We start from the raw sequence: 19,564 nt of genomic DNA, 5'->3' as shown, positions 1-19,564 counted from the left end.
CCGGTGCCGGTGAAGACGCCCTCGACCGGGTGGACATCGGTCAGCGTCACATTGCCGGTGTTGGTGACGGTGCCTCGACCGGCCGTTCCTGTTCCTGATCCGGGACACCAGGGGTGGCGCGCCGCTGTTCCTCGGCCAGGTCACCGACCCGCAGGCCCGGTAGCGCGGGCCGGCGGGGCGACGGTGTCGGGCGGGCTCACCAGGCCGGGTAGCGCCCGCCGAGCCCCGGGTGCAGCGGGTCGCGGCTGCCGAACAGCACCAGCAGGTCGTCCGCGACCTGCCGCAGCTCGGCCCGGCCCTCGACCGCCCCGGTCCACTCGGCGGGCAGCGCCGCCGCGCCGTACGCGGCGCCGACCAGGTTGCCGCAGACCGCACCGGTCGAGTCGCTGTCCCCGGAGTGGTTCACCGACAGCAGCAGCGCGGTGCGCACCGGGTCCGGGTCGAGGGTGGCGGCCAGCAGCGAGTACACGGCGATGGCGAGGCACTCCTCGGCGATCCAGCCGAGGCCGACCCGCTCCACCGTCTCGGCCACCGGCTCGGCCTCCTGGGCCAGCCGCACCGCCCGGGCCAGGGCCTGGACGGTCTCCTTGGAGCTCGGCAGCTCGCGGATCTGCTCCACCGTCTCGCCGACCGCCGCCCACGGTTCGGTGCCGTTCGCGAGCCGCTCGACCAGCGCCGCGAAGGCGCCCGCCGCGAGGTAGCCGGTCGGGTGGCCGTGGGTGAGCTGGGCGCACTGCACGGCCAGCCCGAAGGACTGCTCGACGCCCAGCCGGGCCAGCCCGAACGGCGCGGAGCGCATCACGGTGCCGCAGCCCTTGGAGCCGGGGTTGATCGGCCCCGGCAGCCCGATCGCGGACGGCGCCTCGAACACCGGGTGTTCGGACACCCCGCTCAGGCAGGCGTTGCCCGGGGCCCGCCGGGCGTACAGGAAGGGCCGGCTCAGCAGCCAGCCGTCGTACGGGCGGGGCTGGGGCGCGGTGTCCGGCGCGCCCTGGAACTGGGTCTGCAGCCAGCGCCGGTAGGCGCCGTGCACGGCCTCCGGTACGGAGCCGCCGCCGCCCGTCCAGCCGCGGACGAAGCCCCGGATCAGGCCTTCGGCGGTGAACAGCGTCATCTGGGTGTCGTCGGTCACCTCGACCGGTCCCGGTCCGGCCGGGAGCGTGGTCACGCCCTGCGGCCCGTACCGGTCCTGGATCTGGTGGAGTTGCTGGAACTCCACCTGCCAGCCCAGCGCATCGCCGATCGCTCCGCCGAGCAGCGCTCCGCGGACCCGGTCCCGGTATCCCGACTCCGCCGCCGGCTCCGTCACGTCGAGTCCCCCTTCGTTCGTGGCGGACTACGTTCTATCAGGTCCCCCGGGGGACCGGGCGGCTCTTGTGGATCTTGCGCGGGTCGGACGGGGAACCGGTGGTGATCGGCCGGGACCCGGCACCCTAGGGGCGGATCGCCCCCGCGCGCCCGTGCAGCGCGGCCCGGTCGGCGGCGGCGCGTCCGGCCGCCCAGCCCACGCCGTCGCTGACCCGCACCCGCTGCGAGACCAGCTTCGGGAACAGCCGGCCGACCTCCTCGTCCACCGCCTCGGAACGGGCGGCGAGCGCGGGCAGCAGCCGCGCGTCGGGCAGCAGCTGCTCCTCGGTGCCGTCCTCGCGCAGGTGCCGTCCGGCCGCGGCGGCGCTGGTGGCGCGCTCGGTGGCGGCGGTCAGCCGCTCGCGGATCCGGGCCGCGTACGCGACCAGGAAGGACTGGCGGAACGCCTTGCTGCGGGAGTCCTTGCGGGAGCCCGCCTTGTTGAGCGCGTGGGTGGCCTGCACCAGCAGCGAGGTGTAGAGCAGTTCGACGCCGTCCAGGTCGCCGTCGAAGCCGACCACGGTGCAGAAGCCGAACTCCTTCGCCCACACCACCCGGCACCGGTTGGCCGCCGCGACCGCGTCCAGCAGCATCGTCTTGGGGCCCTCGTACGGGTTGTCCACCCCGATCCGCAGCGCCGCCGGGGTGTCGCGGTCCGTGCCGGCGGCGGCCAGCAGCGCGTCGTCGATGCTGTGCTGGGCCATCAGCTGCTGGGCCTTGGCGGTCAGCGCCTCGGCCTCCTCCGGGTACTCGGTGGACTCGGCCTTGGCGAGCAGTGCCCGGATCCGCGCCAGCATCCGCGGCTCGCCGGTCACCGGCGCCGACTGCGGCGACCGCGCGGCCTGCCCGGGAGCGGGCCCCACCGGGGCGATCGGAGGCAGCCGGCCCCAGGTGCGCAGCAGCTCCAGGACGGCGGTGGCGAGCGCGAAGCGGTCCAGCCGCTGCCGGTGGGCGAAGGCACCGAGGTACTCGTCGTCGCCGGGCCACCAGACCTCGGCCTCCAGCTCGCGCAGCTGCTCCTGCCAGCGCCGGTCCGGGGCGGCCGCGGGGTGGCGGCGGCCCTCGGCGGCGATCAGGTCCACCGCGAGGGCCAGGTGGACGGGCTTCAGCTCGCGCCGCACCACCCGGGCCAGGTCGGCCGGCCGCCACCCGGCGGACCAGCAGCGGCCGACGGCGGTGTCCGCGTGGCCGAGCAGCGCCCGGCTGACCTCCGGCCACTGCCCGGCCGAGGCGGCCAGCAGCGAGGCCCCGGTGTCCAGGGCGAGGTCCAGTGCGTCGTCCGGGGCCGTCAGCACCGACCGCACTGCCTGGTCCAGCAGCGCTCCGGCGCTCCCGGCCTGCTGCGTGCGCTTGCCCACGGTGTGTCCCTGCTCTCCTCGACGGTCCGGCCTCCTGCCCATGATGCCGGAGCGCACCCCGGGAGCGGCGTGGCGCTGTTCCGGTTCGGCGTTCGGCCGGGACCGGCGGGCTGCCGGTCCGGCTCAGCGCTCGATGGCCTTGGCCAGGATCTCCGGGGCGCGCACCAGGAGCCGGCCCGCCGCCGTCCGCACGCCCAGGGTCGCGACCAGGGCGCCGTACAGCGGGCCGATCAGCAGCAGCGGCCAGGTCGGTCCGTCCGAGGTGAGCGCCCACAGCAGGTAGCCGCCGACCGGCAGGGCCAGCACCGTGACGCCGACCATCGAGCCGAACTGGTTGAGCAGGATCAGCCCGCCCTGCCCGGGAGCGGCGTTGCGCATCGGGTTGCTGTCGGCCGGCATGGTGTACGGCGCCAGCACGCTGAACATCGAGCCCAGCGCGATCCCGCAGCCGAGCAGTGCCAGCGCGAGGCCGAGCGCGGACGGCAGCTCGCTCCACCGGCCGGTGACGGCCGCCAGCACCAGCCCGAGCACCACCGTCACCGGGACGGCGTACGACAGCACCGCGTACGCCCGGCCGCGCAGCTCGGAGCGGGCGTCGGCCGGGGTGCGCAGGGTGGCGGCGACCATCCAGAACGCCGAGCCGTCCATGCCGAACAGGTTGAGCATCTGCAGCCCGAGGAACACCCCGGTCATGGCCAGCAGGTAGACGCTCGCCCAGCCCTGGACCATCGACAGCACGCAGATCACCAGCGTCATCCCGATGCTGGTGAACAGCGCGGCCTTGGCCCGCGGCTCGCGCCAGGCGTACCGCAGGTGCCGCTGCATCACCGCGCCGGTGCGGCCCTCGGGCAGGAACCCCCAGCCGCGCGAGTTCTGCACCCCGCGGGCCACTTCCAGGGTGGAGGAGTCGGCGGTGACCATCAGCTCCTGCAGGCTCCGCCGCCACCAGCGCAGCAGCAGGGCCAGCAGCGCGGCGGCCGCGGCGAGCTGGAGCAGCGCCAGCCCGTACCGGCCCTCCCCGGCGGTGCGCGGCGCGTCGGCGGCGCTGATCGGCGGGATCCAGCGCAGCACCGAGGCGACCGGCTTCAGCGGACTGAGGTCGAGCGGACCGCCCCGGCGGCCGAAGACGCTCTGCGAGCCGACGTTGGCGACCTGCACCAGCAGCGCGAAGGCCAGCCCGCCGAAGATCGCGAAGTCCTTGCCGCGCCGGCTGGAGAGCATCCGGGCGTTGCCCGCGGCGACCGCCCGGGAGAGCGTGACCAGGCAGAGCACGGCGAGCGGCACGCCGAGCACCGCGACCGCGGCCGAGGCGCCGCCGGCCGCGCCGGCCAGCACCGCGCCCGTCACCAGCACCAGGTTGATCAGCGGCCCCGGCCCGATCAGCGCGGCCAGCAGCGAGCCGCGCAGCAGCGGCCCGGGCCGCAGCGGCAGCATGGTCAGCCGGGTCGGGTCGGCGCTCTCGTCGCTGGAGAAGAGGAACAGCGGCAGCGCGGCCCAGCCCAGGGTCAGTACGCCGAGCAGCATCACCCCGGCGTCCCCGGAGCCCGCGTAGCGCCCGTTCAGCGCGGCCAGGGCGACGGAGATGCCGGCCGCGAAGGCCACGCCGACGACGCCGCCGATCACGTAGACGGTGGTCCGGCCGGGGCTGCGCCGCAGCCCGTTGCGCAGCAGCCGCAGCTTGAGCGCCACCAGGGCGCGGACCACCGTCCGCCCGTCGGGGACGGGCGCGGTGTTCACCGTCCCGGCGGTCACCGGGCGCCCCCGTCGTGTCCGCCGCCGAGCCAGCCGAGCGCCTGCCCGTCGTCCTCGCGCACGCCGATCAGTTCCAGGAAGGCCTCGTGCAGGCTGCGCCCGCCCCGGACGGAGTCCAGCGGCCCCTGGGCTATCACCCGGCCGGCGTTGACCACCGCGACCCAGTCGCAGAGCTGCTCGACCAGTTCCATCACGTGGCTGGAGAAGACCACGGTGGAGCCGGCGGCCGCGTAGCGCTTGAGCACGCCGCGGATGGTCTGGGCGGAGACCGGGTCGACGCCCTCGAAGGGTTCGTCCAGGAACAGCACGTCCGGGTTGTGCAGCAGCGCGGCGGCCAGGCCGATCTTCTTGCGCATGCCGGTGGAGTAGTCGGCGACCAGCTTGTCGGCGTCCCGGCCGAGGTCCAGGACGGTCAGCAGCTCCTCGGCCCGCCGGTCCACCTCGGCGCCGGGCAGGCCGCGCAGCCGCCCGGTGTACTGGAGCAGCTCGCGCCCGCTGAGCCGCTCGAACATCCGCAGGCCCTCGGGCAGGATGCCGATCCGGGCCTTGACGGTGACCGGGTCCGTCCAGACGTCGGCGCCGTGCACCAGGACGGTGCCCTGGTCAGGCCGGAGCAGCCCGGTGACCATCGAGAGGGTGGTGGTCTTGCCGGCGCCGTTCGGTCCGACCAGGCCGATGAACGCCCCGGCCGGCAGCTCCAGGCTCAGCCCGGCCACCGCGGCCTGGGTGCCGAAGTGCTTCCAGAGCCCCTGGATGCTGACGGCGGACGGGGTTCCCGGTCCGGGGAGGTCGGGGGACGGCGGCGCTGACGCCTGCATGGTGGCCCTCTCTGCTGGTGGCTCGTGGTGGTGGACGACGGCGTGGTGGGACGGCGTCCGGGGCCCAGCCTGTCACTGCGTGAACGGGCTGTCGCCCGAGTTGAGCATCCCCTGAGTGTGTCCTCCGAACGGGTGAGGCACGCCGTCCGGAATCCTCTTCTCGGCGACTACTGGGCCGATTTGGCAACTACTCAGTTCGGCTGTTCGTCCTGCACTATGAGGGAGCAGTGACGTGCGCGGGGGTGCCGCGCTACCGGGAGGTGGCGGATGTCCGTACAACCATGGGGCGAGCCCGGTTCCGGCTATCCGCCCGACGGTCCGGCCGGTGGTTGGCAGCCGGTGCCCGTGCCCGGGGTGTCCCCGCAGGCCGCGATGCGGGCGGGCCACGCGGACCGGGACCGGACGATCGACGTGCTCAAGGCCGCGTTCGCCGAGGGGCGGCTCTCCGTCCAGGAGTACGAGCAGCGCCACGAGGCGGTGGCCACGGCGCAGACGTACGGCCAGCTGGCCGCGCTGGTGGCCGACCTGCCGTCGGGGCCGATGACGGGGCCGCCGGCCGCCGTCGCGACGCCCGTTCCGGCCACCTTCATGGCCGTCCCGCCGCCGCCCCAGGTCCGCCCCACCAACGTGCTCGCCGTGGTCTCCCTGGTGGCTAGCTTGTTCGGGCTCTCCCTCCCCGCCGTGATCACCGGTCACATCGCCCGTTCGGAGATCCGCCGCCGCAACATGGAGGGCGACTGGGCGGCCGTCCTCGGCCTGGTCATCGGCTACATGGGCTGCGCGTTCTGGACGCTGATGATCCTGATGGGCATCGCCTGAGGCCCGCCCGGTTCGACGGCCTTGCGGTGGTCCGTCCACCTCGCCGATGGGGCCTTCCCCGAACGGAGGACCTATGATGCCCGGGGCTGCCGCCGCGCGCCCGGAAGCAGTACGTTCTCCGTCACCGGCCGACGCCGAAGGGTCGGGCGGGCCGAGCGAGAGACCACGAGCTGAGGACCGTACCAGTGACAGTCAGTGCCCAAGAGGCCTCCAGGATCCCGCCGATCGGAGGGCGCTCGCTGATCCGGGGATCGGCGGGCCGTTCCGCGGCTCGGCTCCGGACGTCGGCTCCGGCACTGCTCGCGGGTGAGGTCCTGATCGCCTTCCTGGCGGCCCTGGTGCTCCCCGTGATGGCGACCAAGTTCCACATGGACCCGCTGAACCGGATCGCCCAGGTGAGCGGTCTCGCGGCGCTGCAGCTGCGGTTCGCGGTCATCGGCTTCCTCCTGCTCGGCGCGGTCGTGCTCGCGATGCGCTTCCGTTCGGGCCGGCACTTCAACCTGGTGGCCCGGTTCTCCGCGGCCGCCGTCGCCGGCCTCGCCAGCGGTTTCGTGGCGGCCGGCGCGGTGATGGCCCTGCTGGGCACGCCCTGGCCGATGTTCGGCCTGAACGGCGACAGCGGGCGGATCGTCGAGTGGGCCCACGCGGTGGCGAACGGCCAGCCCTCGGGCTCGGCGGTCTACCCCCCGGCGCCGCTGTACACCCTGGGCTACTACGCCGAGTGGTTCCGCGGCGGCAACACCGCGTACGCCTTCAAGGACCTCCAGATCCTCGGTGCCGCCGCGTTCGGCCCGCTGGTCTACCTCTCGTGGCGGATGCTGCTCAGCCCGGTGCGGGCCCTCGCCTTCGGGGTGCTGCCGGCCTTCGCCCTGATCGACGCGTACAAGCCGTACAGCCAGACCGTGCTGGTGGTCCTGGTGCCGGTCCTGGTCGCCGTGGTCGTGCACCTGCGCCGCAGCGGTACGGACGGCTGGCGGCTGCTGCTGGTGAAGGCGGTCGGCTTCGGCGCGCTGCTGGGCCTGCTGTTCCTCACCTACTCCGGCTGGTTCCTGTGGAGCTCCATCGGCGTGGTGGTCGCGGCGCTGATGTACTTCCCGTGGCGCGAGAGCCGGCTCAAGGGCCTGGCCTACCTCGGCGCCACCGTGGGCGCGTTCCTGCTGGTCTGCGGCAGCTACCTGGTGACCATGCTGACGGACGGGCAGGACACCAAGGACTCCAACTTCCGCTTCGACAACTTCACCGACCCGGCCTACTTCCTGATGTGGCGCACCGACATGCCGGGCAAGGTGGGCGACTGGCCGATCCCCGGCGAGTTCGGCGGCATGGACCTGTTCGCCGTGGTGATGTTCGTCGCACTGGGCGCCGCCCTCTGGCTGGGCATCCGCAAGCCGGTGGTCGTCACCATCAGCTGCATGTTCGCGAGCGCCTGGGTGATGCGGATGTTCATCGCCTCGCACATGTACGAGACGCAGACGGTCCAGCTCTACACGCGTACCAACAACCAGCTGCTGTACTGCGGCCTGCTGCTGTGCGCCCTGCTGGTCCACCTGGTCTCGCTCCGGCTGGCCGAGCACCGCCGGCTCGCGCAGGACGGGGAGGCCGCCGGTGCCGCCGGGACCGGGGGACTCGCCGGAACGCCCCTGCCCGGTCCGCACGCGGCCGTCGTCGGTACGCTGTTCGCTCTTCTCTTCCTGTTCGGTACGGTCTCCTCGTCGATGTCGGACCGCTACATGCCGGCCAAGGAGAACACCTACCGGATCCTGCCGTGGGTGTCGCACACCATGCAGAACCTCGACGGCACCTGCCCGAAGTTCGCGCCGGGTGGGCGCTGCTCCAAGACCGGTGACCAGTCATGGCAGAGCATGATCAAGTAACCAGTTCCCGCCCACGAGCCCGAACTGACCCCAAAGGCCCAATCCTGATGATGATCACCGCCGTCAAGAGCCTCGCCGACCGGCTCGCCTCCTCGCCGAGGCGTCTGTGGGCCGTGGCGTTCGCGATCCTGTTCGCCCTGAGCGCGTCCTGGTCGATCGCCACCCCGGTCGGCGCCTCGCCGGACGAGCACGCCCACCTCATCCGGGCCGCGGCCGTCGCCCGCGGCCAGATCGAGGGCCGCGAGGTCATGGTCCCGCACCTGGTGGGCGGCATCGAGGGCCAGTTCGCGGAGACCGGGGTGGAGCTCCCGCGGATCTACCAGGACCTGAAGGACGTCAACTCCTGCTACGTCTTCAAGTCCGAGAGCCCGGCCTCCTGCGCGCCGCGGCTCATCGACCGGCCCGGGGAGACCCTGGTCACCACCGCGGCCGGGCGCTACCACCCGGCGTACTACCTCGCGGTGGGCTGGCCGAGCCTCCTGGTCCCCGGCGCGAAGGGCTTCTACCTGATGCGCCTGATGTCGGCGCTGATCTGCTCCGCCCTGGTGGCGAGCGCGGTGGTCTCGGCGGCGGAGTGGCGGCGGCGGTCCTTCACCCTGCTGGGCACGGTCACCGCGGCCACGCCGATGGCGCTGTTCCTGTTCGGCATGGTCAACCCGAGCGGTCCGGAGATCGCGGCGGGCATCCTGGTCTGGAGCGCCGGGCTGCCGATGCTGATGAACCCGGACCCGCACCTGCTGAACCGCCGGGTCGCCCGGCTGGGCATCGGCGCGCTGGTGCTGATCAGCATCCGCCCGCTGGGCGCGATCTGGTTCGCCGGGGCGCTGTTCTTCGCGCTGCTGCTGAGCCAGAAGGGCGCGGTGCGCGAGGTGCTCCGCCGCAAGGTGACCTGGCTCTGGGGCGGCCTGGGCGCCGCGTCCGCCGTCGCGGCCCTGGCCTGGTCGTCGAGCCACCCGGACAACTCGATCATCAACACCCCGAGCGACCTCACCCCGCTGGCCGCGGCCCGGAAGACCTTCGACTTCGGGCTGCTGTACATGAAGCAGATGATCGGCTACTTCGGCTGGCTGGACGCGGAGGCGCCGGCCGCGACGCTGCTGGTCTGGTGCGGCGTGGTGCTCGCCCTGGCGATGTTCGCCCTGTGCTACGCCCGGTTCCGGGACGCCCTGGCGATCGTCGGTGTGATGATCGGCATCGTCGTGATACCGATAGTGGCGCAGGCCATGCAGGCGGCCAAGCTGGGCATGATCTGGCAGGGCCGCTACCTGCTGCCGTTCGCCGTCGGGCTGCCCATCCTGTGCGCCGCGATCTGCCACGAGCGGCTGCCCTGGGGCGGCTTCGCCTGGCGCCGGCTGCTGGTGATCTCCGGCTTCTCGCTGTCGCTGGTCAACGCCGCGGCCTTCCTCTGGGCGCTGCGCCGCAACACGGTCGGCAGCACCGGCCCGCTGCTGATCAACCCGGCCCACTGGTCCCCGCCCGGCACCTGGATGCTGTGGCTGGCCGTGTACAGCCTGGCCGCGCTGGCGCTGGGGCTGTTCACGGCGGTGTCGGACAACCGGGACCGCCCGCTGCCGCAGTCGGCCGGGACGGCCGGCGGCGACGCCAGTCAGGATCCGCCCCGGCTCGCCGGGGCCCACGCGGAGGCGTAGGGTCGCGGTGCGGGGGCTGCCCGGTTGTGGTAGGGAGCCCCGCCCCGGCCCGGTTCCCGGGCCGCTTCCGGTGCAAGCCCCGCGACCTGCGGCGTTGCATTTGTTTTGACCGAGCCCCATGCGCTAGGTACGCTCTGACCTTGTGCCTGGGGTGTCCCCGGGTCCTTGTGCGTGCATGCACACCGGTCGCCGCGCCGAGCCGGAGCGCTTCCCAGCGCGCCGCGCGTAGAGCGCCGTCGCTGTACAGCAGCCATGGGATTCCGTGTCGTAACAAGCCCAACACACCCGACCGCGTGGGTCGACCACGGGGCCGTGTGCGAGGGAGACACCGCAGGTTAGTTCCACCAAGCCTTGGCACACAGAAAACGGAGAAACGGTGCCTACGATCCAGCAGCTGGTCCGAAAGGGCCGGCAGGACAAGGTCGAGAAGAACAAGACTCCCGCGCTGAAGGGTTCCCCGCAGCGCCGTGGGGTCTGCACGCGTGTGTACACGACCACCCCGAAGAAGCCGAACTCGGCTCTCCGCAAGGTCGCCCGTGTGCGCCTCACCAGCGGGATCGAGGTCACCGCTTACATCCCGGGCGAGGGCCACAACCTGCAGGAGCACTCCATCGTGCTGGTGCGCGGTGGTCGTGTGAAGGACCTTCCTGGTGTCCGCTACAAGATCATCCGCGGTTCGCTTGACACCCAGGGTGTCAAGAACCGCAAGCAGGCTCGCAGCCGCTACGGCGCCAAGAAGGAGAAGTAAGAATGCCTCGTAAGGGCCCCGCCCCGAAGCGCCCGGTCATCATCGACCCGGTTTACGGCTCCCCGGTCGTCACCCAGCTGGTCAACAAGATCCTGCTGCACGGCAAGCGCTCCACCGCCGAGCGGATCGTCTACGGCGCCCTCGAGGGCGTCCGTGAGAAGACCGGCTCGGACCCGGTCGTGACGCTGAAGCGCGCGCTGGAGAACGTCAAGCCGGCCCTCGAGGTCAAGTCCCGCCGTGTCGGTGGCGCGACCTACCAGGTTCCGGTCGAGGTCCGTCCGGGCCGCGCCAGCACCCTGGCGCTGCGCTGGATGGTCGGTTACTCCCGCGCCCGTCGCGAGAAGACCATGACCGAGCGCCTGATGAACGAGATCCTCGACGCCAGCAACGGCCTGGGCGCTTCCGTGAAGCGTCGCGAGGACACCCACAAGATGGCCGAGTCCAACAAGGCCTTCGCGCACTACCGCTGGTAGTCCGTACCCCGTCACTAGACAGAGAGAGAACGAGCCACCATGGCTGCAACCTCCCTTGACCTCGCCAAGGTCCGCAACATCGGGATCATGGCGCACATCGACGCGGGCAAGACCACCACCACCGAGCGGATCCTGTTCTACACCGGCGTGTCGTACAAGATCGGTGAGGTCCACGATGGCGCTGCCACCATGGACTGGATGGAGCAGGAGCAGGAGCGCGGCATCACGATCACGTCGGCCGCGACGACCTGTCACTGGACCGTCGACGATGCCGACCACACCATCAACATCATCGACACCCCGGGTCACGTCGACTTCACCGTCGAGGTGGAGCGTTCGCTGCGCGTCCTCGACGGTGCCGTGACGGTGTTCGACGGTGTCGCCGGTGTCGAGCCCCAGTCCGAGACCGTGTGGCGGCAGGCTGACCGCTACGGCGTCCCGCGCATCTGCTTCATCAACAAGCTGGACCGCACGGGCGCGAACTTCTTCTTCTGCGTCCAGACCATCGTGGACCGCCTCGGCGCGACCCCGCTGGTCATGCAGCTGCCGATCGGTGCCGAGTCGGACTTCCAGGGCGTCGTCGACCTGGTCCGCATGAAGGCGCTGGTCTGGTCGGCCGAGGCCGCCAAGGGCGAGATGTACGACATCGTCGACATCCCGGCCGAGCTGCAGGAGCAGGCGGACGAGTACCGCGAGGCGCTGATCGACACCGTGTCGAACGTCAGCGACGAGATCATGGAGCTCGCCCTCGAGGGCGAGGACATCCCGGTCGAGCTGCTGCAGACGGCGATCCGCAAGGGCACGCTGAACTCGGACTTCACCCCGATCTTCTGCGGCACCGCGTTCAAGAACAAGGGCGTTCAGCCCCTGCTCGACGCCGTCGTCAAGTACCTGCCGTCCCCGCTGGACATCGAGTCCATCGAGGGCACCAAGCCGGGCGACGACACCGTCAAGATCTCCCGCAAGGCCTCGGACGACGAGCCGCTCGCCGCGCTCGCGTTCAAGATCATGTCGGACCCGCACCTCGGCAAGCTCACCTTCGTCCGGGTCTACTCGGGCCGCCTGGAGTCCGGCACCTCGGTGCTGAACGCCGTCAAGGGCAAGAAGGAGCGCATCGGCAAGATCTACCGCATGCACGCGAACAAGCGTGAGGAGATCGACTCGGTGGGCGCCGGCGACATCATCGCCGTCATGGGCCTGAAGCAGACCACCACCGGTGAGACGCTGTCCGACGAGAAGAACCCGGTCATCCTGGAGTCCATGGACTTCCCGGCCCCGGTCATCCGCGTCGCGATCGAGCCCAAGTCCAAGGGTGACCAGGAGAAGCTGGGTGTCGCCATCCAGCGTCTCGCCGAGGAGGACCCGTCCTTCCAGGTCAACACGGACGAGGAGACCGGCCAGACCATCATCGCGGGTATGGGCGAGCTGCACCTCGAGGTGCTGGTCGACCGTATGCGCCGTGAGTTCAAGGTCGAGGCCAACGTCGGCAAGCCGCAGGTCGCGTACCGCGAGACCATCCGCCAGGCGGTCGAGCGCATCGACTACACCCACAAGAAGCAGACCGGTGGTTCCGGTCAGTTCGCCAAGGTGCAGATCGCGATCGAGCCGCTCGAGCAGGCCGAGGGCTACGAGTTCGTCAACAAGGTCACCGGTGGCCGCGTTCCGCGGGAGTACATCCCGTCGGTCGACGCCGGTTGCCAGGAGGCCATGGAGTTCGGCATCCTCGCCGGCTACCCGCTGCAGGGTGTCCGCGTGAGCCTGCTCGACGGCCAGGCGCACGACGTCGACTCGTCCGAGCTCGCGTTCAAGATCGCCGGTTCGATGGCGTTCAAGGAAGGCGCGAAGAAGGCCAAGCCGGTCCTCCTCGAGCCGATGATGGCCGTCGAGGTCACCACGCCCGAGGACTACATGGGCGACGTGATCGGCGACATCAACTCTCGCCGTGGCCAGATCCGGTCCATGGACGAGCGTCACGGTGCCCGCGTCGTCTCGGCGCTGGTGCCCCTCTCCGAGATGTTCGGCTACGTCGGTGACCTGCGCAGCAAGACCTCTGGTCGCGCGAGCTACTCGATGCAGTTCGACTCGTACGCCGAGGTTCCGAAGAACGTGGCGGACGACATCATCGCCAAGGCCAAGGGCGAGTGACGTCCCGATAATCGGGACGATAGCGAAGCCTTAGGCTATTAGGAGGCAACCCGGGAGGATCCGGTCGGATCCTCCCGGGAAGCCTCCGGCCCCCCCACCAGCGGGACGGCACGGGATGTCCTCCGGACAACCCGCACCAAAACCGATCAAAGACCAACTGGCGTCAGCACGGCGTACAGGAACTGTCCTCAGGAGGACTCAGTGGCGAAGGCGAAGTTCGAGCGGACGAAGCCCCACGTCAACATCGGCACCATCGGTCACATCGACCACGGCAAGACCACGCTGACCGCGGCCATCACCAAGGTGCTGCACGACGCGTACCCGGACCTGAACCCCTTCACGCCGTTCGACCAGATCGACAAGGCCCCGGAGGAGCGTCAGCGCGGTATCACCATCTCGATCGCGCACGTCGAGTACCAGACCGAGGACCGGCACTACGCGCACGTCGACTGCCCGGGTCACGCTGACTACATCAAGAACATGATCACCGGTGCCGCCCAGATGGACGGCGCCATCCTGGTGGTCGCCGCCACCGACGGCCCGATGCCGCAGACCAAGGAGCACGTCCTCCTGGCCCGCCAGGTCGGCGTTCCGTACATCGTCGTCGCCCTGAACAAGGCCGACATGGTGGACGACGAGGAGATCCTGGAGCTCGTCGAGCTCGAGGTCCGTGAGCTGCTCTCCGAGTACGAGTTCCCGGGCGACGACCTGCCGGTCGTCCGCGTCTCCGCGCTGAAGGCCCTCGAGGGCGACGCCGAGTGGGGCCAGAAGCTCCTCGGCCTGATGAAGGCTGTCGACGAGAGCATCCCGACCCCGGCCCGCGCCGTGGACCAGCCGTTCCTGATGCCGATCGAGGACGTCTTCACGATCACCGGTCGTGGCACCGTCGTCACCGGTCGCATCGAGCGCGGCATCCTGAAGGTCAACGAGACTGTCGACATCATCGGCATCAAGGAGACCAAGACCACCACCACGGTCACCGGCATCGAGATGTTCCGCAAGCTGCTCGACGAGGGCCAGGCCGGTGAGAACGTCGGTCTGCTGCTCCGTGGCATCAAGCGCGAGGACGTCGAGCGCGGCCAGGTCATCATCAAGCCGGGTTCGGTCACGCCGCACACCGACTTCGAGGCCCAGGCCTACATCCTGTCGAAGGACGAGGGTGGCCGTCACACCCCGTTCTTCAACAACTACCGCCCGCAGTTCTACTTCCGTACCACGGACGTGACCGGCGTCGTGACCCTCCCCGAGGGCACCGAGATGGTCATGCCGGGCGACAACACCGCCATGACCGTCGCGCTGATCCAGCCGATCGCCATGGAGGAGGGCCTGAAGTTCGCCATCCGTGAGGGTGGCCGCACCGTCGGCGCCGGCCAGGTCACCAAGATCATCAAGTAATTGATGTTCTGACCTGCCTGCCTCGTACAGGCTCAGTCCGAAGGGCCCCGCGCACCGTCCGGTGCGCGGGGCCCTTCGGCGTCTCATGGGGACTTCACCGGAGCGTGACTCCCTTCATCGCCAGCTCATCGCGGACTGTTATCGTCGGGCAACCAATCAGCCCCGCCGTCGCGGAAAGTGGGACCAACGCATGTCAACGGCACCGCTGTTGTCGGTCGTGATGCCTATCTACAACGAGCAGGAGGCACTCCCGCTGACCGTTGAACGGCTGAGGCCGATCCTCGACGGGCTCGACGTGGCCTACGAAGTGGTCGGCGTCGACGACGGCAGCACCGACGTCACCCCGGTCCTGATGCGGAAGATCCGCCAGGACTGGCCGGAGTTCCGCATCGTCCGCTTCTCCCGCAACTCCGGGCACCAGGCGGCGCTCACCGCGGGCCTCCACCGCTCCTTCGGCGAGTACGTCGTCTCCATCGACGCCGACCTCCAGGACCCGCCGGAGAAGATCCCCGAGATGCTGGCGCTCGCCCGCGAGCAGGACCTGGACATCGTCTACGGCGTGCGCGGCGACCGCGGCACCGACACCTTCTTCAAGCGGCACACCGCCGGCGGGTACTACCGGCTGATGCGCCGGCTGGTCGGCCAGCGGATGCCCAACCAGGCCGGCGACTTCCGGCTGCTCAGCCGGGCGGCGGTGGACGCGCTCAAGGCGATGCCCGAGCACCAGCCGGTCTACCGGCTGCTGGTGCCCTGGCTGGGCTTCCCCAGCGGCGAGGTGGTCTACGTGCGCGAGGAGCGGGTCGCGGGCAGCAGCCACTACCCGCTGTCCAAGATGGTCCGGCTCGCGCTCGACAGCGTCACCAACTTCTCCGCCGCCCCGCTGCGGCTGGCCACCTGGCTCGGGCTGTTCAGCTTCCTGGTCTGCATCCTGCTGGCGCTCTACACCACGGTCGCGTACGCCGTCGGCTCCACCGTGCCGGGCTGGTCCTCGCTGTTCATAGGGATGCTCTTCATCGGTGCCGTGCAGCTGGTCTGCGTGGGCCTGCTCGGGGAGTACGTCGGCCGGATCTACTCGGCGGTGCAGGCGCGGCCCGCGTACTTCGTCGGCTACGACTCGGCCGAGGAGCCGGACCGGTACGGGACGGGCGCGTGAACGGGGCCCTGTCCACCGACCGGGACGACCGGGACGAGCCCGCCGGGGCTGCCGCGGGGCCGCGAACGGCCCGCCGGCAGCTGCCGTCCTTCCTCGTCATCGGGGTGCTGAGCACCGTCTTCTGCCTGCTGCTGTTCGTGCTGCTGCGGCTGGTCGCCTCGCCGCAGGTGGCCAACCTGGTCGCGCTGGCGGTCAGCGCGGTGGTCAACACCGCGGCCAACCGGCGCTTCACCTTCGGCATCACCGGCTCGGAGGGCGCGGTGCGCCACCAGCTGCAGGGCGGGGTCGCGTTCCTGATCGGGCTGGGCCTGTCCAGCGGGGCCCTGGCGCTGCTGGACGTGGCGGTGCCGCACGCCTCCCGGGCGGTCGAGGTGACGGGCCTGGTGGTGGCCAACGGCCTCGCCACGGTGGTCCGGTTCGTGCTGGCCAAGGTATGGGTCTTCCGGGAGCCACGCCGGAAGCGTGGCAGGCGGGGTTCGGGGCGGCGCTGCGGCGGGTGGGGCTCGGGTAGCGGCGGAACCGGGGCGGCCGGACGGAGGCGCCGGCCGTCACCGCCGGCGGTTCCCGCCGGGGGGCGGGGGGACCCGGTGGTCGCGGTGGGGGCCGAGGGTGAGGCGGTGGGTGCGGCAGTGGGCGGCGATCAGTGGGAGGGCGGCGAGGGTGGCGCGCCAGGAGCCGGGGGCGGAGGTGCAGTCCGAGTCGTGCAGCAGGAGGGTGGCGCCGCCGGTGAGGCCCGGGCGGGCGGTCGCGTAGACGGACTCGCCGGTGGCCTCCGCCGTCCAGTCGCGGCCCCAGGCGGTCCACAGCACGCTGCGCAGGCCGAGCCGGCGGGCGGCCAGGGCCGGTCCGGCGGTCAGCACGCCGTACGGCGGGCGGTACCAGAGCGGACGGGCCCCGCAGAGTCCGGTCACGGCCTCGGCGGCGCGGCGAAGTTCGCGCAGGTCGCGGGCGGGGGCCGGGTACCACTGCGGCCGGTGGTGCCACCCGTGGACGGCCACCTCGTGGCCGCGCAGCACCAGTTCGCGGCCGAGCCCGGGGGCGCGCTCCAGCATCGCGCCGAGCAGGAAGAAGGTGGCGCGGACGCCGAGCCCGTCCAGCGCGTCGAGGATGTACGGGGTGCTGCCCGGGTCCGGTCCGTCGTCGAAGGTCAGGGCGATGTGGCCGGGGGCGGTGCCGTGGCCGGCGGTGCGGCGGGCCAGGGTGCGGCGCAGCGGCGGCAGCCGGACGGCGGCCGGGGCGAGGTGCAGGAACTCGGCGCCGGCGGCGAGGGCGAGGGCCGCGCCGGCCGCGGCGGCCGGACGGTGGGCGGTGGCGGCGCTCACCCGAAGCGGGAGGCCATCCGGCGGAACACGCCCGGGGCGACGCCGTGGATGCGGGCCGGGAAGCCGAGCCAGTGCGGGACGTAGAGCCGGTCGCGCTCGGTGGTGATGGTGGCGACCACCACGTCCGCGACCCGCTCCGCCGTGACCGGGCGCGGCCGGTCGCGCTGGTACGGGGTGCCGCGCCGGTCGAAGAACGGGGTGTCGACCGCTCCCGGGAGCACCAGGCGCACCCCCACCCCGGTGCCGCGCAGCTCGTACCAGAGGCTCTCCGCGAACATCGTCAGTCCGCCCTTGGTGGCGGCGTACCCCGACTCCTCGCGCACGCCGACCTGGCCGGCCATCGAGCCGAGCAGCACGATCCGGCCGCGGCGGCGCTCCAGCATGCCGGGCAGCAGCAGCCGGACCAGGCGCAGCGGGGCCGCGAGGTTGACCTCGATCATCCGGTCCAGGGTGTCGGACGGCGTCCGCTCGTACGGGCCGCGCCAGCCCAGGCCGGCGCTCGCGATCAGGGCGTCCACCCGGCCCGTCGCGGCCAGGGCGGCCTCGGCGAGGCGGGCCGGGCCGTCCGGCTTGCTCAGGTCCTCGGGCAGGGCGCGACCGCCGGTGCGGTCGGCGAGTTCGTCGAGGCGGGCGCGGTCGGTGCCGGAGAGCAGCGTGTGCCAGCCGGCGGCGGCCAGGCGGGTGGCGGTGGCGTGGCCGATCCCGGAGGAGGCTCCCGTGATCAGGGCGACGGGGCGGTCGGCCGGGGCCGTCCTGCCCTCCGGGCCGGGGCGGCCCGGGGCGTCCGTCCGGTCCGACCGCCGGGGTCGGGGGTGGGGCTCCTCCGCCATCGGGCACCTGCCGCTCTGTGACCGGGTCGCCGTCCGTTTTGTCCGGCAAGTCACCTTCGCACGGCGGAGCCGTCCGGGCTACCGGGGCGGGGCGGCGGGCTCCGCCTCGGCGTCCCGGCGCGGGGCGGCGAGCTCGGCGGACTCGCCCTCCAATTCGCCGAAGCGGGAGAGCACGAAGGTGCCGCCGACCGCCACCGCGAAGCCCGTCAGCGCGCACCACTCGAAACCGGGGCGCGCCGCGTCCCCGAGCGCCGCCACGCCGACCAGGGCCGGGCCGAAGGTCTCGGTCACCGTCCCGGCGGCGGTCGCGGCCGTCACCGTGCCGCGCTGCAGGGCCAGGGCGTAGGCCAGGTAGCCGCCGAGGCCGCCGACGGCGAGGGCGTAGGCGGCCGGGTCGGTGAGGACGGAGAGCGGGCCGGAGGCGTCCAGGACCCGCACGGCCAGGCTGGTCACCCCGAAGCCCGCCCCGGCCAGCAGCCCCAGGCCGGCCGCGGCCGCGTTGCCCTCGCGGCGCACCAGGAGCAGGGTGGCCAGCAGCATGACGGCGGTGGTGGCGAGCAGCGCCCAGTGGAACGCGGGCGGGGCGTGGTCACGGCCCTCCCGTCCGGAGCCGAGCGCCAGCAGGGTCAGGCCGACGACCACGGCGAACAGGCCCGCGAGGTCTCCCCGGCGCAGCCGCGCGCCCAGCAGCCGGACGGCGGCCACGGCGGTGACGGCCAGGCTCGCGTTGGTGACGGCCTGGACGAGGAAGAGCGGGAGGGTGCGCAGGGCGACGATGCTCAGCACGAACCCGACGATGTCCAGCAGTGTGCCGAGGAGGAACTGCCAGGACCGCGCCAGCGCGGCCAGCAGGCCCGCCCGCACCCGGTCGGCCCGGGGCGCCGACCGTGCCCCGCGCGCCTGGAAGACCGCCCCGAACCCGAAGCAGACGGTCGCGACCAGTGCGGTGGTCAGTCCCAGCAGCATGCCTCTCCCAGCCTCGCGGGGCAGCATCGGTCCACCCCTCAGTCTGGGCCCGCGGGGGCGGGGGCGCACGGGTGGGGCACCCCGAGCGGCACAGGAGCCGACCGCCCGCGGCGGCTCTGCCCATCGGGTGGACCCGGTCGGCGCGCGGTTTGCCGACGAACCTGTTGCGCCACGTCTGACCCATGCATCAGCACATCATCCCGATCGCCGCATCCGGTCTGAAGATCGACTGGGCCAGGATGCCGACCTACAACACGATCATGTCCGTGGCCGCCGGCGCCGGTCTGCTCCTCGTGGTCGCCCTGGGCCGCCGGCTCCTCGTCCAGGGGCACGGCGGCACGCTGGAGGGCTGGGCGCTGGCATTCGCCGCCCTCGGGTTCACGCTCGTCACCACCGGCCTGCACATGACCCTGACCTGGCCGCTGGCGGGGCAGGGGTTCCCGTTCGACAACGTCATCTTCGGCGAACCCGCCCTGGCGTTCGGGGTCTTCCTGCTCACCGCCGCCTTCTACCTCTGGAAGCGCGGCAGCGACCTCCTCGCCGTGGACGGCGTCGACCGGACGGTCCGGGTGGCCGCACCGATCTCGGTGTTCGTCTTCGGCATGGGGCTCGCCTGTTTCGGCATCGCGGCCGCGGGCTGGAAGTACACCCTCTTCGCCGCCCCGCCCGAGGAGCCCATCTCCGGGGAGTTCGCGGACTGGCCGTGGCTGGAGGCCAGCTTCATGTCCGGGCTGTACGTCCTGGTCGGCATCGGGGCCCTGCTCTTCCCGTTCGCGCTGCGGGCCCCCCGGCGGTGGATGAGCCCGGTCATCGGCGTCGTGTGGGGGCTGGCCGGCCTCGCGTTCCTGGCGTTCGGCGGGCTGAACTACTTCACCCACATCGGGCTCATCGTCAACACCATGTGACCGACGGCGG

16 protein-coding genes and 2 pseudogenes are annotated in these 19,564 nt (G+C 72.0%); 11 read left to right on the top strand and 7 right to left on the bottom strand.

Going from position 1 to position 19,564, the window contains the following annotated elements; translation table 11 throughout:
• Positions 1-85 precede the first annotated feature (85 nt).
• Positions 86-163 (top strand): annotated as a pseudogene (locus AB0E96_RS08775) (hypothetical protein); the annotation flags it as partial.
• Positions 164-196: 33 nt separating this feature from the next.
• Here the strand turns inward: AB0E96_RS08775 and AB0E96_RS08770 are convergent.
• From AB0E96_RS08770 to AB0E96_RS08755, 4 genes are all read right to left on the bottom strand, one after another.
• A complete protein-coding gene (locus AB0E96_RS08770; RefSeq protein WP_359820311.1) occupies positions 197-1,309 on the bottom strand; it encodes an ADP-ribosylglycohydrolase family protein in 1,113 nt (370 codons plus the stop codon).
• A 124-nt stretch (positions 1,310-1,433) separates the two neighbouring features.
• The gene (locus AB0E96_RS08765) at positions 1,434-2,705 is read right to left on the bottom strand and encodes a DUF2786 domain-containing protein (protein ID WP_359820309.1); all 1,272 of its coding nucleotides are present in this window, start codon (positions 2,703-2,705) and stop codon (positions 1,434-1,436) included.
• Positions 2,706-2,828: 123 nt separating this feature from the next.
• On the bottom strand, positions 2,829-4,457 hold the full coding sequence (locus AB0E96_RS08760) for a transporter (RefSeq protein ID WP_359820307.1): 1,629 nt from the start codon (positions 4,455-4,457) through the stop codon (positions 2,829-2,831).
• Complete coding sequence (locus AB0E96_RS08755; protein WP_359820304.1) at positions 4,454-5,275, bottom strand: ABC transporter ATP-binding protein; 822 nt, start codon at positions 5,273-5,275, stop codon at positions 4,454-4,456. Before AB0E96_RS08755 ends, AB0E96_RS08760 begins: the two co-directional genes overlap by 4 nt.
• A 267-nt stretch (positions 5,276-5,542) precedes the next feature.
• Here AB0E96_RS08755 and AB0E96_RS08750 point away from each other — a divergent pair, with 267 nt between their 5' ends.
• The 9 genes and pseudogenes from AB0E96_RS08750 to AB0E96_RS08710 all read left to right on the top strand — a co-directional run.
• Complete coding sequence (locus tag AB0E96_RS08750; protein WP_359820302.1) at positions 5,543-6,094, top strand: DUF1707 and DUF4190 domain-containing protein; 552 nt, start codon at positions 5,543-5,545, stop codon at positions 6,092-6,094.
• 185 nt (positions 6,095-6,279) lie between these two features.
• Positions 6,280-7,968 (top strand): hypothetical protein, encoded by a 1,689-nt coding sequence (locus AB0E96_RS08745; RefSeq protein ID WP_359820299.1) that lies wholly within the window; start codon positions 6,280-6,282, stop codon positions 7,966-7,968.
• Positions 7,969-8,015: 47 nt separating this feature from the next.
• Positions 8,016-9,617 (top strand): DUF2142 domain-containing protein, encoded by a 1,602-nt coding sequence (locus AB0E96_RS08740; protein WP_359820296.1) that lies wholly within the window; start codon positions 8,016-8,018, stop codon positions 9,615-9,617.
• A gap of 376 nt (positions 9,618-9,993) precedes the next feature.
• Positions 9,994-10,365 (top strand): 30S ribosomal protein S12, encoded by a 372-nt coding sequence (gene rpsL, locus AB0E96_RS08735; protein WP_014144289.1) that lies wholly within the window; start codon positions 9,994-9,996, stop codon positions 10,363-10,365.
• 2 nt (positions 10,366-10,367) lie between these two features.
• On the top strand, positions 10,368-10,838 hold the full coding sequence (gene rpsG / locus AB0E96_RS08730) for a 30S ribosomal protein S7 (RefSeq protein WP_030055803.1): 471 nt from the start codon (positions 10,368-10,370) through the stop codon (positions 10,836-10,838).
• A 39-nt stretch (positions 10,839-10,877) separates the two neighbouring features.
• Positions 10,878-12,983, top strand: coding sequence for an elongation factor G (gene fusA / locus AB0E96_RS08725; RefSeq protein WP_359820293.1), 2,106 nt, complete (start codon positions 10,878-10,880; stop codon positions 12,981-12,983).
• A gap of 201 nt (positions 12,984-13,184) precedes the next feature.
• Positions 13,185-14,378, top strand: coding sequence for an elongation factor Tu (gene tuf, locus AB0E96_RS08720; RefSeq protein WP_359820291.1), 1,194 nt, complete (start codon positions 13,185-13,187; stop codon positions 14,376-14,378).
• Between the two features lie 220 nt (positions 14,379-14,598).
• Positions 14,599-15,531, top strand: coding sequence for a glycosyltransferase family 2 protein (locus AB0E96_RS08715; RefSeq protein ID WP_359820288.1), 933 nt, complete (start codon positions 14,599-14,601; stop codon positions 15,529-15,531).
• A pseudogene (locus AB0E96_RS08710) lies at positions 15,528-15,962 on the top strand (GtrA family protein); the annotation flags it as partial. The gene AB0E96_RS08715 and the pseudogene AB0E96_RS08710, both read left to right, overlap by 4 nt.
• Positions 15,963-16,079: 117 nt before the next feature.
• Here the strand turns inward: AB0E96_RS08710 and AB0E96_RS08705 are convergent.
• From AB0E96_RS08705 to AB0E96_RS08695, 3 genes are all read right to left on the bottom strand, one after another.
• The gene (locus tag AB0E96_RS08705) at positions 16,080-16,853 is read right to left on the bottom strand and encodes a polysaccharide deacetylase family protein (RefSeq protein WP_359820287.1); all 774 of its coding nucleotides are present in this window, start codon (positions 16,851-16,853) and stop codon (positions 16,080-16,082) included.
• Positions 16,850-17,683, bottom strand: coding sequence for an SDR family NAD(P)-dependent oxidoreductase (locus tag AB0E96_RS08700; RefSeq protein ID WP_359820285.1), 834 nt, complete (start codon positions 17,681-17,683; stop codon positions 16,850-16,852). The genes AB0E96_RS08705 and AB0E96_RS08700 overlap by 4 nt, the downstream gene beginning before the upstream one ends.
• A gap of 78 nt (positions 17,684-17,761) precedes the next feature.
• Positions 17,762-18,649, bottom strand: a complete 888-nt coding sequence (locus AB0E96_RS08695) for a DMT family transporter (RefSeq protein WP_359820282.1) — start codon at positions 18,647-18,649, stop codon at positions 17,762-17,764.
• 182 nt (positions 18,650-18,831) lie between these two features.
• Between AB0E96_RS08695 and AB0E96_RS08690 the strand changes: the two genes are divergently transcribed.
• Positions 18,832-19,554 carry a DUF981 family protein gene (locus AB0E96_RS08690; RefSeq protein WP_359820280.1) on the top strand — a complete coding sequence of 241 codons (723 nt, stop codon included), beginning with the start codon at positions 18,832-18,834 and terminating at the stop codon, positions 19,552-19,554.
• Positions 19,555-19,564 lie beyond the last annotated feature (10 nt).

Source organism: Kitasatospora sp. NPDC036755 (assembly GCF_040636595.1).
Taxonomy (GTDB): domain Bacteria; phylum Actinomycetota; class Actinomycetes; order Streptomycetales; family Streptomycetaceae; genus Kitasatospora.
Note: the sequence above shows the minus strand (reverse complement) of the source record. Positions and strands in the feature narration are given on the sequence as shown.

Bases quoted from the DNA above. Each gene is read 5' to 3' on its own strand.
- AB0E96_RS08755 (WP_359820304.1), bottom strand. From the start codon at position 5,275: ATGCAGGCGTCAGCGCCGCCGTCCCCCGACCTCCCCGGACCGGGAACC.
- AB0E96_RS08750 (WP_359820302.1), top strand. From the start codon at position 5,543: ATGTCCGTACAACCATGGGGCGAGCCCGGTTCCGGCTATCCGCCCGAC.
- AB0E96_RS08740 (WP_359820296.1), top strand. From the start codon at position 8,016: ATGATGATCACCGCCGTCAAGAGCCTCGCCGACCGGCTCGCCTCCTCG.
- rpsG (WP_030055803.1), top strand. From the start codon at position 10,368: ATGCCTCGTAAGGGCCCCGCCCCGAAGCGCCCGGTCATCATCGACCCG.
- fusA (WP_359820293.1), top strand. From the start codon at position 10,878: ATGGCTGCAACCTCCCTTGACCTCGCCAAGGTCCGCAACATCGGGATC.
- AB0E96_RS08715 (WP_359820288.1), top strand. From the start codon at position 14,599: ATGCCTATCTACAACGAGCAGGAGGCACTCCCGCTGACCGTTGAACGG.
- AB0E96_RS08700 (WP_359820285.1), bottom strand. From the start codon at position 17,683: ATGGCGGAGGAGCCCCACCCCCGACCCCGGCGGTCGGACCGGACGGAC.
- AB0E96_RS08695 (WP_359820282.1), bottom strand. From the start codon at position 18,649: ATGCTGCTGGGACTGACCACCGCACTGGTCGCGACCGTCTGCTTCGGG.
- AB0E96_RS08690 (WP_359820280.1), top strand. From the start codon at position 18,832: ATGCATCAGCACATCATCCCGATCGCCGCATCCGGTCTGAAGATCGAC.